Genomic DNA, 15,146 nt, shown 5'->3' on the forward strand with positions numbered 1-15,146 from the left:
GGATGCGGGCTTTTGCGGTTTTCACCGGCTTATTTGTTTTTTTCGATACCTGCTGCATTGAAAATGCAGAATACCTGTTTGTGAAATATTAATAAACTATTTTTTACAAACAGATATATTATAATCCTTATAAAATATGTTTGAGTATATAAATGTATTTGAAAAAAAGGATGAAAAGACAGTTTACTCTATTTCCCGTGAAATGTTTCAAAATTATTCCGAAATGTCCGGCTTTATTATTTTCAGACCCGAAATCAAAACAATCGATTTCGGGACTTTTATTCAAAGAAAAAGCCGTTGGGGGGACTTGAACCCCCGGCCTGCTGATTACGAATCAGCCGCTATACCGCTAAGCCACAACGGCGCTTTTTTGATTCCGTTTTTTAAAATCTCAAAAAGAGAGTTTGTAAGTGTTCTTTAAAATATTTAAAGATTCTTTTTGAATCTTCTTTTTACTTTCTTTTTGAATCATCTTTTTACTTTTTTTCATTTTTTTTCATTTTTCTTTACTCTTTTTTCATTTTTCTTTTTTAAATTTCTTTTTTTAAGATTCATTCCGCTGAAATTTTTCATCTGAAACATTAATTTAATAAGCCAAACTGTATTATGCTGAAATATTCAAATCATTTAATTATTGAAAAATTATCAAATCAAGAACAGGTGTTAAAATATGGCATTCAAATCTCTCGGCCCGTCAACGGCGGCATTTCCGACACCCTCCTGGGTGATCGTTACGTATGACAAAAATGAACGCGCAAACGCAATGACTGCAGCATGGGGCGGCATTGTTAATTCCAATCCTCCGTCCGTTGCCGTCGCTGTTCAGCCGGGCAGATACACTTATGAAAACATTCTGGCCAAAAGAGAATTTACCGTCTGCATTCCCTCCGAAGAATACGCAAAAGAAACCGATTATTTCGGAATCGTTTCCGGAAGAGATGCCGATAAAATCGCCGAGGCAGGGCTGACGGCAGAGCGCGCGGAAAAAGTCAACGCGCCGTACATCAAAGAATTTCCGATGCATTTGGAATGCAAATTGACCGACCGCATGAATCTCGGATCCCATTTCGTTTTAATCGGACAAATCGTTGACATCAAAGCCGATGAAACCGTCTTGGATCACAAAGACAGCATTGAAATCCAAAAATTAAAACCGATGGTTTATTCCCCGACAGACCGGAGTTATTACAAAGTCGGCGACGAAATCGGCAAAGCCTTCTCAATCGGCCGGGAAATCAAAGACAAAGAATGAACACACATTCAAAATCATCAAAATTAAAAAAATCAAACCTATCAAAATCAAAATTAAAAAATCAAACTTATCAAAATTAAAATATTTAAAAAATTAAAATTATCAAGAGGGAGAATCATGGACCCCGAATCGATTTATAAATCCGTTGTCGAAAAAGACAATAAATACGTCATGCCGACATACGGGCGCAAGCCGCTTCTCTTTACGGGCGGCAAAGACTCAACGCTTATTGATGTTTTCGGCAAAGAATATCTTGACTGCGTTTCCGGAATTGCCGTTAACGCAACAGGATATTCCAATCAAAAACTCATCAACGCAATTAAAGAGCAGGCAGAACAGCTCATTCATATTTCCAATTACTATTACAACATTCCGCAGGCAAACGCGGCCGAAAAACTGGTGCAGATTACGGGCCTTTCCAAAGTCTTTTTCTGCAATTCGGGGGCGGAAGCCAATGACGGCGCGATGAAACTTGCGAAATTGCATACGAAAAAGAACAGTTTCATTTCCACCAACAATGCTTTCCACGGCCGTACCATCGGTTCGCTCGGCGCGACGGCAAATATCAAATACCGCGACCCGTTCGTCCCGCTCGTCAAGCCGGCAAGCTTTGTCGAATACGGCGACGCGGCGGCGATTGAAAAAGCGGTGACCGAAGATACGGCCGGCGTCATCTTAGAACCGATTCAAGGCGAAGGCGGCGTTCACATTTCCAACACCGAATATCTCAAAGAAGTGCGCGAAATCTGCGACAAAAAAGATCTCGTCTTAATCTTTGACGAAGTCCAAACCGGGTTCGGACGTACCGGAAAATGGTTCTGCAAAGACCATTACAACGTTCAGCCCGACATCCTGACAATGGCCAAAGCAATCGGGGGCGGTCTCCCGATGGGCGCGATTGCAGCGCGTGACGGGCTCGCGTTTGAACGCGGCGAACACGGCACAACTTTCGGCGGCAGCCCGCTCGTCTGCGCGGCATCTCTTGCCGTTATGGAAACCATTGAAGAGCATAAGCTGCTTGAAAACGCGGCGAATATGGGGAAATATTTCCTTGAAAAATTATCGCAAATGAAGCGCAGCGACGTTGTCAATATCCGCGGCGTCGGCCTGATGATCGGCATTGAATTGGATCATGAATGCGGCTACTTTATGGATGCCGCCGCTGAAAAAGGCGTCCTTCTCAATGTGACCGCCGGAAATGTCGTCCGTCTGCTTCCGCCGCTTACAATTCAAAAAGATGAAGTCGACCGCGTTGTCGAAGTCATCGAATCAATTCAAACTGTTCAAAAATCCTGATCGGAGAAAATGTCATGGCCCGAAAATCAAAAGAAGCGTACGCTTCTTTGCTGAAAGACTCCGTTTCTAACGTTCCCGAATACGTTCCCGGAAAAACAGCTTCTCAAATCGCCGCCGAATACGGGTTGGACCCGGGTTCACTCATTAAATTGAACGCCAATGAAAATCCGCTCGGCCCGCCCGACTCGGCTGTTTCGGCGATTCAGAATGCTGCGAAAGATGCTTCTCTTTATCCGACGGCGGATGCTTCAAATCTCCGCAAAGCGCTTTCGGGCTACACCGGATTTCCGGTTGAAAACATCGCGGCGTCCGGCCCCGGAATGGACAGCCTGATTGATGCGCTCAATAAGCTTTTTGTCGGCGAAGGTGATGAAGTAATCGTTCCCGTGCCGACTTTCACATATTACGGCATTTCTGCTTCCGCTGTCGGCGGAACATCGGTTGATGTTGATTTGAACGAAGATTATTCATTGAACACGGATGCGGTTTTAAAAGCCGTTACGGACCGGACAAAAATCATTTGGCTTTGTTCGCCGAACAATCCGACCGGAAATGTTGTCTCCGCTTCCGATATCCGGAAACTGGCGGAAGAGACGAATGCAATTATTTTCATTGATGAGGCTTATGTCGAATTTTCGGAAGCCGGCAGTTTATCTTCTTTAATTCGGGAATATGACAATATTGTTATCGGCCGGACATTTTCAAAAGCGTTCGGGCTGGCCGGAATGCGTCTCGGCTATGTTATTGCGCCCGCCTGGATTGTTTCAAATCTGCTTCGCGTGCTGCCGCCTTTTGCCGTCAGCATCTTGGCGGAAGCCGCCGCGGTTGCGGCAGTCAATGACATAAAATACCTGAATGCCGGCGTTTCCATGGTGCGGACGGAACGCAAAAAACTGATTGAAAATATCCGCGAACGGACGCCTTATAAGGTTTATCCGTCGGAAGGCAATTTCATTATTGTTGACGTTTCGCCGAAAACTTCCAAAGAAGCAGTGGATGACTTCCTGAAAAAAGGCATTCTTATCCGAAGCTGCGATTCGTTTCAGAATATCGGCAGAAATACGGTTCGAATTACAGTCGGGACGCCTGAAATGAATGAAAAAATAATGGAAGCGTTTGAAACATCGGAAAATCAATAAACCGATGGCCGGGGAAATAAAAATAAAACAAAAATGAAAAATAAAATTTATGCAAGTCCTTCCTCAAACTCTGCTTTTTCAAATTCTGCTTTTTCAAATTCTGCTTTTTCAAATTCTGCTTTCTCATTTTTGTTTTTTTCTTCACTTTTCTTTTCCGGCTTTTTTTCGGGCGTGTCGTTAAACACATCTTTAATTCCATTTTTTGCAAAAGAATGAATGCGCGGTTTACCGGCTCTTCTTTTATTTTTGATGATTTGATAAATCGCGTGTTCTTCGGCGACAATTGACAATTCCGAACTGAGAAGGAAAATCGCCTTCTCGTGATCGTCTTTGCTTTTGTGAATATGCACCGGCGTGATGCATAATTCGTCATAGTCTTCGAATTCTTTTCGGTAGCCTATTTTTTCGTAACTGTTCTTCATCTTCGCCAAATCTGCATGGATACGGAGTAAATCTTGTTTCTGAATAATAATCACCTCCAAACTGCGGCGGCAGCGGTGTTTCATGGTCTTTTTAATCTGTCTGATCAAACCCGAAGGAAAGGTTTGAATGATTTCCCTGCATTATCAATTGGTCTAATCTTTTGAGATAAAAGTGTTACGATATTTCTCAAGTTGTATTTATCCCTTAATTATATTATGAGCTCGGGATAAATAGCAAGCAACGAACTTTTGGAATATTTTTGTTCGATTTTCTTTTAGACGGATTGTTCCCGGTCCGCAGAAATTTTTTAAAAATAATTTGAAAAATTAAAAAACGAAAATTATTGTAAAACGATTGTTGAAATTCAAGATTTTATTCCCAAAATAAATCCAATTTATTTCGTTTCGCGGCAATTTTTTGAATTTTATAATAATCATAAATTATAAATCTTGTTTTAATTCGGGAAAATTGAACAAAATCCCAAAAATGTAAATATTGTCCGAAATATTACAAATTAAATTTCATAAACAGACAATCCGACGGGAAAATTATGGATCAGAAAAGAATTAAAATGACTCTCATTGTTTTGGCGGCAGCAGCTCTCGGCTTAACCGTTTACGCTTATTACGAATTTGTATTAAACATTGATACAGAATACGTTTTTTCGATTGTTTTTCTTGTCCCTGCATTGACGGCGGGAATATTGGCGCCGCCCCGGCTGCCGAAATATTGGAATGCCGTTTTTCTGATTTTTATTTGTATAATTTATGTCGTTTTTTTGTTTAATATCCCTCATCCGGGAATTATTGCAGGAATCGGCGGCTGTTATATTGTCTATTTAGTTCATTATTTCCATGTAAAAGACGGAAAAATAAAATGGTAAAGCTGATCTTTCGCAGCCTCTCCGAATCTTTAAACCAAAAATTGTTGATATTTTGATTCTAAAATATGAACTTTTAATGGTCCCGACGTTTTTATAGAATTATTGCTATTCAAATTGTTTAGGGAGAAATCTTCATGAAAAAGACAATGACAAAAACTTTAATTTTTATTATTTTATGCTTTTCAATTGTGACAGCATGTACGCTTTGCCTTGACAAAACCGAGCCGTTCGATGGTGAGATTGACGACACGGAAAATTTAGAAAACATTCAAGAGCTTTTCGAACCCGAACCGTCCGATGTTGAGATTTACGGTTCGGAAAATTTAGAAAGCATTCAAGAACTTTTACGCACTTATCCGATTTCAAATGCTGTTGAAAACGGAGGTTTCGTCCTCATACACGGCTCTATAGAAGGCGGCAGCAAAAAAGCGTGGGATAATTTTTATGCAAATGTCAAACACGGAAATACGGCTGCCGTTGTCATTGTTCAATATACGATTGAAGGCGACCCCATACTGACTTATGTTTCTTTTACAAACGACTCTTTCTTTTGTGTGACGGATATCTCTCGTGATTCGTATGGCGGGCCTGATCCGTATCATTTCGGTTCATACAAATTCCTCAATCGTTTAGAAATGGAAAATATACCCACATTCATATTGTCCGACACCGATTATAAGACATGGGAAGAATATGAAAACGACTCGGACGCCAATCGTGAAAAAACAGCGCATTTATTCTCTTCATGGGATATGTAAAAAAGAAACGTAAATAAGAAACGGAGGCTGATGAATCAGCCTCTGACAAATTTAAAGTTAAAAAAAGATTAAAACTGATATTTTGCAGTTAAATTAAAACTATATTTTGCAGCTAAATTAAGGCTGATATTTCGCAGCCTCTCTGAATCTCTGAACCAAAAAGTCGTTGTCAAACGACGTTAAGAACCAGCCGGCTTTCGGACCGGACGGCTGTCCCAAAAGCGCGGTGTAAATCGCGATAAAGAAACTTTTGGTGTCGATTTCTTCAGCCGGAATTTCGCTTCCTGCATATTGAACCATTTTTTTGGCAATACCGGAATCGGATTCTTTCGTTTCATAAACAATGCGCTGGATATCTTCGGGGCCGAGTTCTTTTCCGGCCGCTTCGAGTTCGTCCGCGAACGCATTTAAAAACGCGCGCTGCGTGTTTGTCAGAGATGCGGTCTGCACCGGGACGGTGTCTTTGACGCCGAACTTGGCAAACGGCGGCGCATATTTATCCAGCCAAAGACCGACGTTGCGTGCCATTTGATTAATCATTTCGGGGTCTTCATCAAAGCCCGAACGCTTGGCAATCGCATCGATTTTATCCAAATCGCCGCCGGCAACCTGATAAATTGTCACCATTTGCTTAAACGGAATCTTGGATTGCTTCACATCTTTGGATTTTGAAAGATCCACAATTCTTTCTTCAAAAACCGTCGGCTCTTCTTTGTCGCGCATGCGCTCGTATTCGTCGACGAGATTTAAAAGCGGCTGTCCCGGATCAAATTTGATATGTTTTTCCGGGCGCGTTTTCATAATTAAGAAACGAAGCGCTTCGGGCGGAACAACGTCGAGCATATCTGAAATTGAAACGACGACGCCTGAAGAAGACGACATCGCGCCTTTCTCGCCGAGCATAATCCATTCGTAAACGATCGGAAGCGGCGGTTCGTGGTTGAATATCTCACGAGAAATGCGGATTCCGGAGTCGTAAGAGCCGCCGCTGGAGGCGTGGTCTTTGCCGAACGGTTCTGCCGTGACGCCTAAAATCTTCCATTTCGCCGGCCATTCCACACGCCAGGTCAGTTTGCCGCCGCCTGTCATGGAAACTTTGCCGGACGTGCCGCAGTCGGCGCACTCGTAGCTGACGGTTTCGTTCGCTTCGTCAAAGCCGGTGACTTTTGCGCTGTTGATGCGGCCGCAGCCTTCGCAAATCGGGTTAAACGGGCTCCAGTCTTCCTGGACTTCTTTGCCCGAGACTTCTTCCAAGATTTTTGCGATGGCATCGCGGTTCTTCAAAGCGGTTTTAATCGCGTCGACAAACTTGCCGGCTTTGTATAATTCGTCCGTTTTCAAAACTTTCGGGCGGATGCCGAGCGTTTCCATCGCCGCGATAAACGGTTCCAAAAAGTGGTCGGCATAACTTTTGTGATTGCCGCACGGGCACGGAATTTCGGAAATCGGATGGCCGACATACTGCGCGTATTCTTCTTCTTTTAAGAACGGGTAGACTTTACGGAGCGGATCGTAATTGTCGGCGATATAATAAAATTCCGGGTCTTCGCCTTTGGTTTTCAAAGCGCAGTAGACCGCGTCAGCCGTCAGCACTTCTCTCATATTTCCGATATGAATGTGGCCGGAAGGCGTAATTCCGGTTGAAATCACATTCTTCTTGTTTTTTGCCATCGCTTCGTCCGCGACGACATCCGCCCAGTGGGTAATCTCTGTCATATTATTCCTTTAAAAATTGATAAAAATAAACGAAATTGTCAATTTGAATTCGGTAAATTTTCGATTTGAAATGATGTCTTAATCATTCTTTTTTATTAAAACTTTATCATTTCGGGGTCATTTCAAATCGGGGTCGTAATCCGCCGCCAATTCGTCAAACGGCGCGTAATCATAGTGCGTTAAACATTCTTGCAGCGCTTTATTGGAAAGATAAATGAGTTTCAAATCGTCGCGCTCCGTCGGCTCGCCGCCGCACGCAAGAGAGATGAATTCCGCCAAATCATAAACGGGAAGAGCGCAGCAATCCGTTTCCTCCGATTCATTTGAGTAACCGGAATCGTTTGAACTGCATTCTTTTTTTGTTGTGTAGCCGCCTTCAATGATATTTTTCATGCAGCCGCCGCAATTTGTAATAATAATATCGCTGCCCAGGCTTTTGGCGTGTTTGTGAACCTCGGCGGCCTGATTGACGGATTTTTCCGGAAACGAAGTTCGAACGCCGCCGCCGAATCCGCAGCAAACGGAGTTTTCGGGCGTCGGGTTGACCAGCTCGGCCCCCGAAACGGCCGCCAAAACTCGGCGCGGTTCTTTGTAAATTCCGACAGCGCGCGTTAAATGGCACGGATCCTGGTAGAAAATTTTAAGTTTGCCGTCGGCGCCGAAATATCCGCCCATATCTCTTTTTAAATCCAATTTGCCTTCCTCCAGCAAGCGGGCGAAATATTCCGAAGTCTGGAGCACTTCAAAATTCAGATTTTCAAATTTCTGCGGATAAATCAATTTAAATGCGCGGTAGCAGCCGGGGCAGGTGGTAATCAAAATTTCCGAACCGCGCGCATTGATTTCATCAATATTGCGCTGTCCCAGCTTTTCAAGCGGTTCCGTGTTGCCGGCGCCGGCCGAGACCGAGCCGCAGCAGTAATCAATGCCGCTCATCACCGAATAGTCAACGCCCGCTGCTTCCAGCGCTTTGACCGTTGATCTGCCGACGACTTTGTTCATGCACGATGCCGCACAGCCCGGGAAATAAACAACTTTGCTTTTAATTCCTTCGTTTTTGAACTCAACCGGCTCTTCCCATTCGCCGATTTTTTTGTAAAGATTATTTTTTGAAAACGGGTCGACAAGACCCTGTTCTTCGGTTGCGCCGTGTATGCCTGTTTTTTTCTCGCGCGAGGCTGAAATCAATTTTCGAATGCCCAAATCTTCGGGGCACGCCGCAGTGCAGACATTGCACGTATAGCAGAGGCGGATGTCATATTCAAGCGGACGGCCTTCTTCGTTTTTGCCGCCGGATTGAATATAATCACAAAGAGACGGAATGATGTCAGCCGTGTCATAACTCGGACAGACATCAATGCAAAGCCCGCACAGACTGCATTTATCGGTATAAACTTGAATCAGATCCATAAAAACCCTTTTTTGTTTTTGAAAAACTTATATCTATGAGGCAAATTATTTCTATTTTGCTCAAAAGCATTTGTTCGAAAATAATTCACATTTTTTGCAAATTCACAGTGAGTCACAAATTTATACTTATAGTCGGGCAAACGATTAAAAAGTATTGAAAAAAATATTTAAAAAAAGTATTGAAATATTGAATCAGTATTGAATCAGTATTGAATCAGTATTGAATCAGAGTATTGAATCCGAGAATTTTAAAAGAATTAAAAATACATGAGGAAACAAAATGGCAGGAAACAATTTCGGTGAAGTCTTTCGGGTCACGACTTGGGGCGAGTCTCACGGTCCCGCTGTCGGCGCGGTCATTGACGGCGCGATTCCCGGCATTGAAATTTCGGCCGCCGACATCCAAAAAGAGTTGGACCGGCGCAGACCCGGCCAAAATACTGTTTCCACACCGCGCGAAGAATCCGACACGGTTGAGATTCTTTCCGGCGTTTTCGAAGGCAAAACGACCGGAACGCCGATTTCCTTATTGATTCGAAATTCAGATCAACATCCCGCCGATTACGACAAACTGCGGGACACGCCGCGCCCCGGGCACGCGGATTTCGGATACACGGAAAAATACGGCATTCGCGACCATCGCGGCGGCGGCCGAAGCTCGGGCCGCGAGACGGCGGGACGCGTGGCGGCAGGCGCCGTTGCCAAAAAGATTCTGACAGAATTCGGCATTGATGTCGTCTGTCACGTCACGAAAATCGGCAGCGTTTGGGCGGACACGAATGTTTTATCACAATTATCCTTTGATGAAATCAAAGAAAATATTGAAAAAAATCCGGTGCGCTGCGCCGATCTTAACGCGGCGGCATTGATGGAGAAAGAAGTCGAAGAGGCAAAAGCGGCAGGCGATTCTGTCGGCGGCATTGTCGAAGGTTTGATTCGCGGCGTTCCCGCAGGACTCGGCGAGCCTGTTTTTGACAAACTGGACGCGGATTTGGCAAAAGCGATTATGAGTATCGGCGCCGTCAAAGGCTTTGAAATCGGAGACGGATTCGCGGCGGCGGAATTCACCGGCAGCGTTTTTAACGACGCGTTTGAAATCAAAGACGGGAAAATTCAAACAACAACGAATCACGCGGGCGGTATTTTAGGCGGCATTTCTACGGGAAATGTGATTCGCTTCAGAGCGGCGATTAAGCCGACACCGTCCGTTTCGATTTCACAGAAAACCGTGAATTCGGCGGAAATGAAAGAAACCGAAATTTCAATTTCGGGGCGGCATGATCCTGTTATTGCGCCGCGGTTTGTTCCGGTCGGCGAAGCGACGGCGGCAATTGTTGTTTTGGATCATCTGATGAGAAATCAGGCTTTACATTTATCAATTCAAAAATAATCAAAAAAAGTAATTTTAAATAAATCAAAACAATCAAAAATAAAAACGAGAGGGTGAAAAATGAATCATGGAAACGGGGGCTGTCCGCACGGGCACGGCGCAGAAACGCATATGTCTCAAGCAAGAGGCGAAAGCGGAAGCGAAGGCGGCGTTCGTCCGCCGAGAATTTTGGCGTGGGAGACGACAGGCGCCTGCAATTTAAAATGCAAACACTGCCGCGGCTCTTCAACGGAAGATGCCGACAAGGGCGAACTGACAACGGCGGAAGCGAAAAAACTGCTTGATGAAATCCGTGAAACCGGAACGCCGATTATTATTTTAAGCGGCGGCGAGCCTTTGATGCGCGATGACATTTTTGAAATCGCGCGCTACGGGACGGATTTGGGATTTCGGATGACGCTTGCGACCAACGGTGTTTTGGTGACCGAAGAAATCGCAAAGAAGATGAAAGACGCCGGCATTCAGCGCGTCAGCATCAGTTTGGACGGGCGCGAAAAAACGCACGACGCCTTCCGAATGATTCCGGGATGTTTTGCCGATTCCATGAAAGGCATTGAAAATTTGAAAAAGGCGGGCGTTGAATTCCAAATCAACACGACGATTTCCCGCTTCAATGTCCACGAAATGGAAGATGTTCACAATTTTACAAAAGAAATCGGTGCCGTTGCGCACCACTTTTTCTTTTTGGTCCCGACCGGCCGCGGCGCGGAACTTTCGGAATTTGAAATTACGCCCGAAGAATACGAAGTCGCGCTTGAATGGCTTTACGATCTTTCAAGGAAAACAGATCTGCAGATTCGTCCGACTTGCGCGCCGCATTATTTCAGAATCATGAGGCAGCACGCGAAAAAAGAAGGCATTGAGATCACGCCGAAAACGCACGGTTTGGACGCGATGACAAAAGGCTGTCTCGGCGGCATTTCTTTCGGCTTCATCTCACGCGTCGGCGAAGTCAATCCCTGCGGCTACCTCCCGGTTTCCGCCGGCAACGTCCGCGAACAATCGTTTAAAGAAATCTGGGAAAACGCGAAAGTTTTCAATGATTTGCGCAATTACGCGGAATACAAAGGCAAATGCGGCGCCTGCGAATACAAATCCGTTTGCGGCGGCTGCCGCGCGCGCGCTTATGTCGAGCACGGCGACTACATGGAAGAAGAGCCGCTTTGCTCTTACTATCCGGAGGGATACTGATGACAGCAAACCCGACAGAGCCGGCAGGAGGAAAAACGGTTGAATTGGATGACATTGACAGAAAACTCATCAATCTGATTCAGCTGAACTTCCCGATTTCTGCGCACCCGTTTGAAGAAATCGCAAACGAAATCGGAACCACCGAAGAGATTGTTATTTCCAAGCTGAACCGCCTGAAAAACGAAGGCATCATCCGCAGAATCGGCCCGATTATCAACACGCGCGGCATCGGCGGCACCAACACGCTGGCAGCCGTTAAAGTGCCGGCAGACCAAGTGGACACGGCAGCAGCTGTCATTAACCGTTACGATGAAGTTTCTCACAATTATCTCAGAAATGAAGAATACAATGTTTGGTTTACGGTGTCGGCGCCGACGCAAAACCGCTTGAACCAAATTTTGTCGGAAATTCAAACGGAACTGAATTGTCCGCTTTTGGATTTGCCGACGATTCGACAATTTAAAATACAGGTGAATTTCCGTGTCTGAAGAAAAAACAGTTTGGCGTTCCGATATGGACGAAACGGATGAAAAACTCATCCGCTTGATTCAAGACGGCATTGAATTCACGCATGCGCCTTTTGCAAAAGCGGCGGGCGAGCTCGGCATTTCCGAGGATGAAGTTGTTTCCCGCTTGAAAAAATTGGTTGAAGAAAAGAAAATCCGCCGTTTCGGCGCATCCATCGGACACATCGCGCTCGGCTTTACCGCAAACGGCATGGGTGTTTGGGACATTCCCGCCGACAGGATTGAAGAAGTCGGCAAAAAAATGGCGTCGTTTGATGAAGTCAGCCACTGTTATCAGCGCCCGCGATCGGCGGAATGGCCGTACAATATGTACACGATGATTCACGGACGGTCGCAGGAAGAATGCAAAGCGGCCGCCGAAAAAATCTCAAAAGCTGTCGGCATCACGGATTATAAACTCGTTTTCAGCGAAAAAGAATTGAAGAAAAAAGGCGTTCGTATTTAAAAATTCATTTTAATTTATTTTTTATATTTTCAGAACAGGAGCAGCAAGAATGACAACACCGACACAAGATTATGAAAATCCGTATTTGCCGTTATGGATTGATTTCACGGACAAAATTGTTGTCATTTTCGGCGGCGGCGCTGTCGGCGAGCGCAAAGCAAAGCGTTTTGCCGACAAAGCATTGGTGACGGTTGTCAGCTCAAGTCTGACCTCCGACCTTCAGAAAATGGAAACGGATGATTCAATTTTGTTTATTGAAAAAGATCTTTCCGATTTGACCGACGGCGAGATTTTTGACTGCATGTCCGATGCGTTTTTGGTGATTGCGGCAACTTCGGATTCCGAGGTGAACCGCAGAATTGTGTCAATGGCAAAAGCAGCCGGTGTTTTGGTCAACGACACCGAAAAAGCGGATGAAGTCATTATTCCGTCTTTGATTGAACGCGGCGGACTTCAAATCGCGATTTCATCAAGCGGTGAAAGTCCGGCGGTCACAAAATACGCGCGGATGAAAATCGAAAACGCGATTGATGACAATTTGGAACTGATGATTGACTTGCAAAATGAAATGCGCGAATATTTGAAAACGGTTGTTTCGGATCAGAAAAAGCGGCAGGAGATTTTGTGGGATATTATGAATGACGATGAAATTTGGAAACTTTTGCCGGCGGATTTTGAAAAAGCGAAAGAGAAAGCGATGAATTATTGTTTAACCATTTGATTTTTATGCATAATTTATGATTTATTCTAATTTTTCAATTTTATCTTTTGTAATTCAATAGAATTACAGTTTATCAAACCCGAAATTATTTTCAATCATTTTTTGCATTTTCAATTCTTCCATATTTTCGATTAGTTCATATATTTTGAAGTGAGTTTTTGTCAGAATTACTATAGGGTATTTCTGACAAAAATACGACAAAATAATCTTGAATGAGTCTGATTTCTCATATTTGAATAATTCATTCTAAAATCAATTTTTCGTCAGAAATTATATATATTAAATCTGACGAATGTTAAATATGAAACGTGAAATTTTTTCTGAAAAAATAAAAAAGCGAATTTTATCCTCAAAAAAAGGTTCTGTTTTTGTAACATCTGATTTTTTGGACATTGCAAACACCGACACCGTCAGTAAAACGCTTTCGCGCCTCGTTCAGGACGGAACAATTCGCCGCGTGTTGCGAGGTGTTTATGAATATCCGATCTATAGTGATTTTTTAGGCGAATATGTCGCTCCGTCTCCCGATAAAATTGCTCATGCATTGGCCAGAAATTACGGTTGGACAATTGTTCCTTTTGGGGATACTGCATTAAATCTCCTGGGTTTGTCGACACAAGTTCCTGCTGTTTGGATTTATGTCAGTGACGGCATTTATAAAGAATACAAATACGGCAGAATTACTTTAAAATTTAAAAAAACGGCGAATAAGGAAATTTCGAAAGTTTCTTATAAAACAGCACTTGTAATTCAAGCTTTGAAATCATTAGGGAAAGAAAATGTTAATGAAATAGTCATTCAAAAAATTTCTGCAAGATTGACCGATTCCGAAAAGCAGAAAATGAATCGCGAAATCAAAAACGAAGCGAAATATGTTACAACATGGATTTATGAAGTTATTGAAAAAATATCTGAAGAAAAATAAATTCAAAAAATCCGAAAAAATCAATTCAAAAGGAGAATGTACTCATGAATAACATCGCGCGGCAAACTCCCAGAAATCGGGAGTATCTTTTTCTCAACACATCTAAACAAATGGGAATTCCTGAAGCAATTATTGAAAAAGATTTTTGGGTTTGTTGGATTTTAGATTATTTATTTCATAGATCTCAATGGAAAGAAGATTTGGCGTTCAAAGGCGGAACCAGCCTTTCTAAATCTTATGATTTGATACACCGTTTTTCAGAAGATGTGGATTTAATATTAAACTGTCGCGTTTTGGGTTATTCGGTTAAGGATTCTGAAACTTTTCCGTCTCGCACAAAACAAGATTTTTTTAATAAGAAAGCGGTTTTTGAAACTCAAGCCTTTTTAAAAGAACACTTTGTTCCTGCTATCAAAAAAGAAATTTTGTCGGAACTTAAAGGATCGGCTGCGTTTTCAATAGATGAAAACGATCCGAACACAGTCATTTTTACTTATCCTAAAAGTTTTTCCGATTCTTCAATTCTTCCTTGGATTCGCCTTGAAGTCGGAACCCTTGCGGCTTGGACGCCGTCAGAAAAGAAAATGATCACACCATATGCTGCAAAATATTATCCTGAATCGTTTCAGTCTAATCAGTATACGGAAATCTTAACTGTTTCTCCGGAACGAACTTTTTGGGAAAAAATTACCATTCTTCATCAAGAAGCTCACCGGCCGGAAAATAAAATATTCCCGCGGCGATATTCAAGACATTATTATGACATTTATTGTATGTTAAAAACAGACGTTAAAGGAGATGCTTTGAATAATCCGGAGCTTTTGAGAAAAGTCGTTTCATTTAAAGATAGGTATTATCCGTGCGGCTGGGCAAACTACAAAGACGCAAAAGTCGGAACAATTAAATTAATGCCGTCGGATCACAACTTCAAGAAATTGGAGGAAGATTATAAAAATATGCAAAGCATGATTTTCGGAGATAAACCATCATTTACAGAGATAATGGACAGCATCAAAAACTTTGAGAACGAATTAAATAATTCGGAAAGTGCCGTATGAAAACTCGGGAAA

Annotated in this window: 15 protein-coding genes and 1 tRNA gene; 12 read left to right on the forward strand and 4 right to left on the reverse strand. The window is 43.2% G+C overall.

The features are described 5' to 3' along the window. Nucleotides 1-292: 292 nt before the first annotated feature. Nucleotides 293-364: transfer RNA gene (locus tag MmiAt1_RS04710), tRNA-Thr, on the reverse strand. Between the two features lie 306 nt (nucleotides 365-670). On the opposite strand from MmiAt1_RS04710, the gene MmiAt1_RS04715 reads away from it, so the two are divergent. The 3 genes from MmiAt1_RS04715 to hisC all read left to right on the forward strand — a co-directional run bounded on the left by MmiAt1_RS04715 (nucleotide 671) and on the right by hisC (nucleotide 3,687). Further along, on the forward strand, nucleotides 671-1,252 hold the full coding sequence (locus MmiAt1_RS04715) for a flavin reductase family protein (protein WP_318785739.1): 582 nt from the start codon (nucleotides 671-673) through the stop codon (nucleotides 1,250-1,252). A gap of 117 nt (nucleotides 1,253-1,369) precedes the next feature. After that, a complete protein-coding gene (locus tag MmiAt1_RS04720) occupies nucleotides 1,370-2,548 on the forward strand; it encodes an aspartate aminotransferase family protein (RefSeq protein WP_318785740.1) in 1,179 nt (392 codons plus the stop codon). Nucleotides 2,549-2,562: 14 nt separating this feature from the next. Beyond that, nucleotides 2,563-3,687, forward strand: a complete 1,125-nt coding sequence (gene hisC, locus MmiAt1_RS04725) for a histidinol-phosphate transaminase (RefSeq protein ID WP_318785741.1) — start codon at nucleotides 2,563-2,565, stop codon at nucleotides 3,685-3,687. Nucleotides 3,688-3,734: 47 nt separating this feature from the next. On the opposite strand, the gene MmiAt1_RS04730 is transcribed toward hisC, so the two are convergent. Beyond that, on the reverse strand, nucleotides 3,735-4,163 hold the full coding sequence (locus MmiAt1_RS04730; protein WP_318785742.1) for a UPF0058 family protein: 429 nt from the start codon (nucleotides 4,161-4,163) through the stop codon (nucleotides 3,735-3,737). Between the two features lie 497 nt (nucleotides 4,164-4,660). Here MmiAt1_RS04730 and MmiAt1_RS04735 point away from each other — a divergent pair, with 497 nt between their 5' ends. Together MmiAt1_RS04735 and MmiAt1_RS04740 are read left to right on the forward strand one after the other, a co-directional pair. Then, a complete protein-coding gene (locus tag MmiAt1_RS04735; RefSeq protein WP_318785743.1) occupies nucleotides 4,661-4,993 on the forward strand; it encodes a hypothetical protein in 333 nt (110 codons plus the stop codon). 134 nt (nucleotides 4,994-5,127) lie between these two features. Next, nucleotides 5,128-5,751, forward strand: coding sequence for a DUF4362 domain-containing protein (locus MmiAt1_RS04740; protein WP_318785744.1), 624 nt, complete (start codon nucleotides 5,128-5,130; stop codon nucleotides 5,749-5,751). 117 nt (nucleotides 5,752-5,868) lie between these two features. On the opposite strand, the gene lysS is transcribed toward MmiAt1_RS04740, so the two are convergent. Beyond that, nucleotides 5,869-7,467, reverse strand: coding sequence for a lysine--tRNA ligase (lysS, locus tag MmiAt1_RS04745; protein ID WP_318785745.1), 1,599 nt, complete (start codon nucleotides 7,465-7,467; stop codon nucleotides 5,869-5,871). 117 nt (nucleotides 7,468-7,584) lie between these two features. Next, complete coding sequence (locus MmiAt1_RS04750) at nucleotides 7,585-8,877, reverse strand: (Fe-S)-binding protein (protein WP_318785746.1); 1,293 nt, start codon at nucleotides 8,875-8,877, stop codon at nucleotides 7,585-7,587. Between the two features lie 280 nt (nucleotides 8,878-9,157). Here MmiAt1_RS04750 and aroC point away from each other — a divergent pair, with 280 nt between their 5' ends. From aroC to MmiAt1_RS04785, 7 genes are all read left to right on the forward strand, one after another. Next, nucleotides 9,158-10,267: a chorismate synthase gene (gene aroC, locus MmiAt1_RS04755; RefSeq protein WP_318785747.1), complete on the forward strand. Its 1,110-nt coding sequence runs from the start codon at nucleotides 9,158-9,160 to the stop codon at nucleotides 10,265-10,267. 60 nt (nucleotides 10,268-10,327) lie between these two features. Next, nucleotides 10,328-11,458 (forward strand): heme b synthase, encoded by a 1,131-nt coding sequence (ahbD, locus tag MmiAt1_RS04760; RefSeq protein ID WP_318785748.1) that lies wholly within the window; start codon nucleotides 10,328-10,330, stop codon nucleotides 11,456-11,458. Further along, on the forward strand, nucleotides 11,458-11,946 hold the full coding sequence (ahbA, locus tag MmiAt1_RS04765) for a siroheme decarboxylase subunit alpha (protein ID WP_318785749.1): 489 nt from the start codon (nucleotides 11,458-11,460) through the stop codon (nucleotides 11,944-11,946). Before ahbD ends, ahbA begins: the two co-directional genes overlap by 1 nt. Continuing rightward, nucleotides 11,939-12,430 carry a siroheme decarboxylase subunit beta gene (gene ahbB / locus MmiAt1_RS04770; RefSeq protein WP_318785750.1) on the forward strand — a complete coding sequence of 164 codons (492 nt, stop codon included), beginning with the start codon at nucleotides 11,939-11,941 and terminating at the stop codon, nucleotides 12,428-12,430. The genes ahbA and ahbB overlap by 8 nt, the downstream gene beginning before the upstream one ends. Nucleotides 12,431-12,479: 49 nt before the next feature. Further along, a complete protein-coding gene (locus MmiAt1_RS04775) occupies nucleotides 12,480-13,151 on the forward strand; it encodes a precorrin-2 dehydrogenase/sirohydrochlorin ferrochelatase family protein (RefSeq protein WP_318785751.1) in 672 nt (223 codons plus the stop codon). Between the two features lie 292 nt (nucleotides 13,152-13,443). Continuing rightward, the gene (locus MmiAt1_RS04780) at nucleotides 13,444-14,076 is read left to right on the forward strand and encodes a DUF6088 family protein (protein ID WP_318785752.1); all 633 of its coding nucleotides are present in this window, start codon (nucleotides 13,444-13,446) and stop codon (nucleotides 14,074-14,076) included. Nucleotides 14,077-14,120: 44 nt separating this feature from the next. Beyond that, nucleotides 14,121-15,134 carry a nucleotidyl transferase AbiEii/AbiGii toxin family protein gene (locus MmiAt1_RS04785; protein ID WP_318785753.1) on the forward strand — a complete coding sequence of 338 codons (1,014 nt, stop codon included), beginning with the start codon at nucleotides 14,121-14,123 and terminating at the stop codon, nucleotides 15,132-15,134. Nucleotides 15,135-15,146 lie beyond the last annotated feature (12 nt).

It is taken from the genome of Methanimicrococcus hacksteinii (assembly GCF_032714515.1).
GTDB classification, from domain to species: Archaea; Halobacteriota; Methanosarcinia; order Methanosarcinales; family Methanosarcinaceae; genus Methanimicrococcus; species Methanimicrococcus hacksteinii.

Excerpts from the sequence above, each read along its gene's own strand:
- MmiAt1_RS04715 (WP_318785739.1), top strand. The coding sequence starts at position 671 with ATGGCATTCAAATCTCTCGGCCCGTCAACGGCGGCATTTCCGACACCC.
- MmiAt1_RS04720 (WP_318785740.1), top strand. The coding sequence starts at position 1,370 with ATGGACCCCGAATCGATTTATAAATCCGTTGTCGAAAAAGACAATAAA.
- hisC (WP_318785741.1), top strand. The coding sequence starts at position 2,563 with ATGGCCCGAAAATCAAAAGAAGCGTACGCTTCTTTGCTGAAAGACTCC.
- MmiAt1_RS04735 (WP_318785743.1), top strand. The coding sequence starts at position 4,661 with ATGGATCAGAAAAGAATTAAAATGACTCTCATTGTTTTGGCGGCAGCA.
- MmiAt1_RS04740 (WP_318785744.1), top strand. The coding sequence starts at position 5,128 with ATGAAAAAGACAATGACAAAAACTTTAATTTTTATTATTTTATGCTTT.
- lysS (WP_318785745.1), bottom strand. The coding sequence starts at position 7,467 with ATGACAGAGATTACCCACTGGGCGGATGTCGTCGCGGACGAAGCGATG.
- MmiAt1_RS04750 (WP_318785746.1), bottom strand. The coding sequence starts at position 8,877 with ATGGATCTGATTCAAGTTTATACCGATAAATGCAGTCTGTGCGGGCTT.
- aroC (WP_318785747.1), top strand. The coding sequence starts at position 9,158 with ATGGCAGGAAACAATTTCGGTGAAGTCTTTCGGGTCACGACTTGGGGC.
- ahbD (WP_318785748.1), top strand. The coding sequence starts at position 10,328 with ATGAATCATGGAAACGGGGGCTGTCCGCACGGGCACGGCGCAGAAACG.
- ahbA (WP_318785749.1), top strand. The coding sequence starts at position 11,458 with ATGACAGCAAACCCGACAGAGCCGGCAGGAGGAAAAACGGTTGAATTG.
- MmiAt1_RS04775 (WP_318785751.1), top strand. The coding sequence starts at position 12,480 with ATGACAACACCGACACAAGATTATGAAAATCCGTATTTGCCGTTATGG.
- MmiAt1_RS04780 (WP_318785752.1), top strand. The coding sequence starts at position 13,444 with ATGTTAAATATGAAACGTGAAATTTTTTCTGAAAAAATAAAAAAGCGA.
- MmiAt1_RS04785 (WP_318785753.1), top strand. The coding sequence starts at position 14,121 with ATGAATAACATCGCGCGGCAAACTCCCAGAAATCGGGAGTATCTTTTT.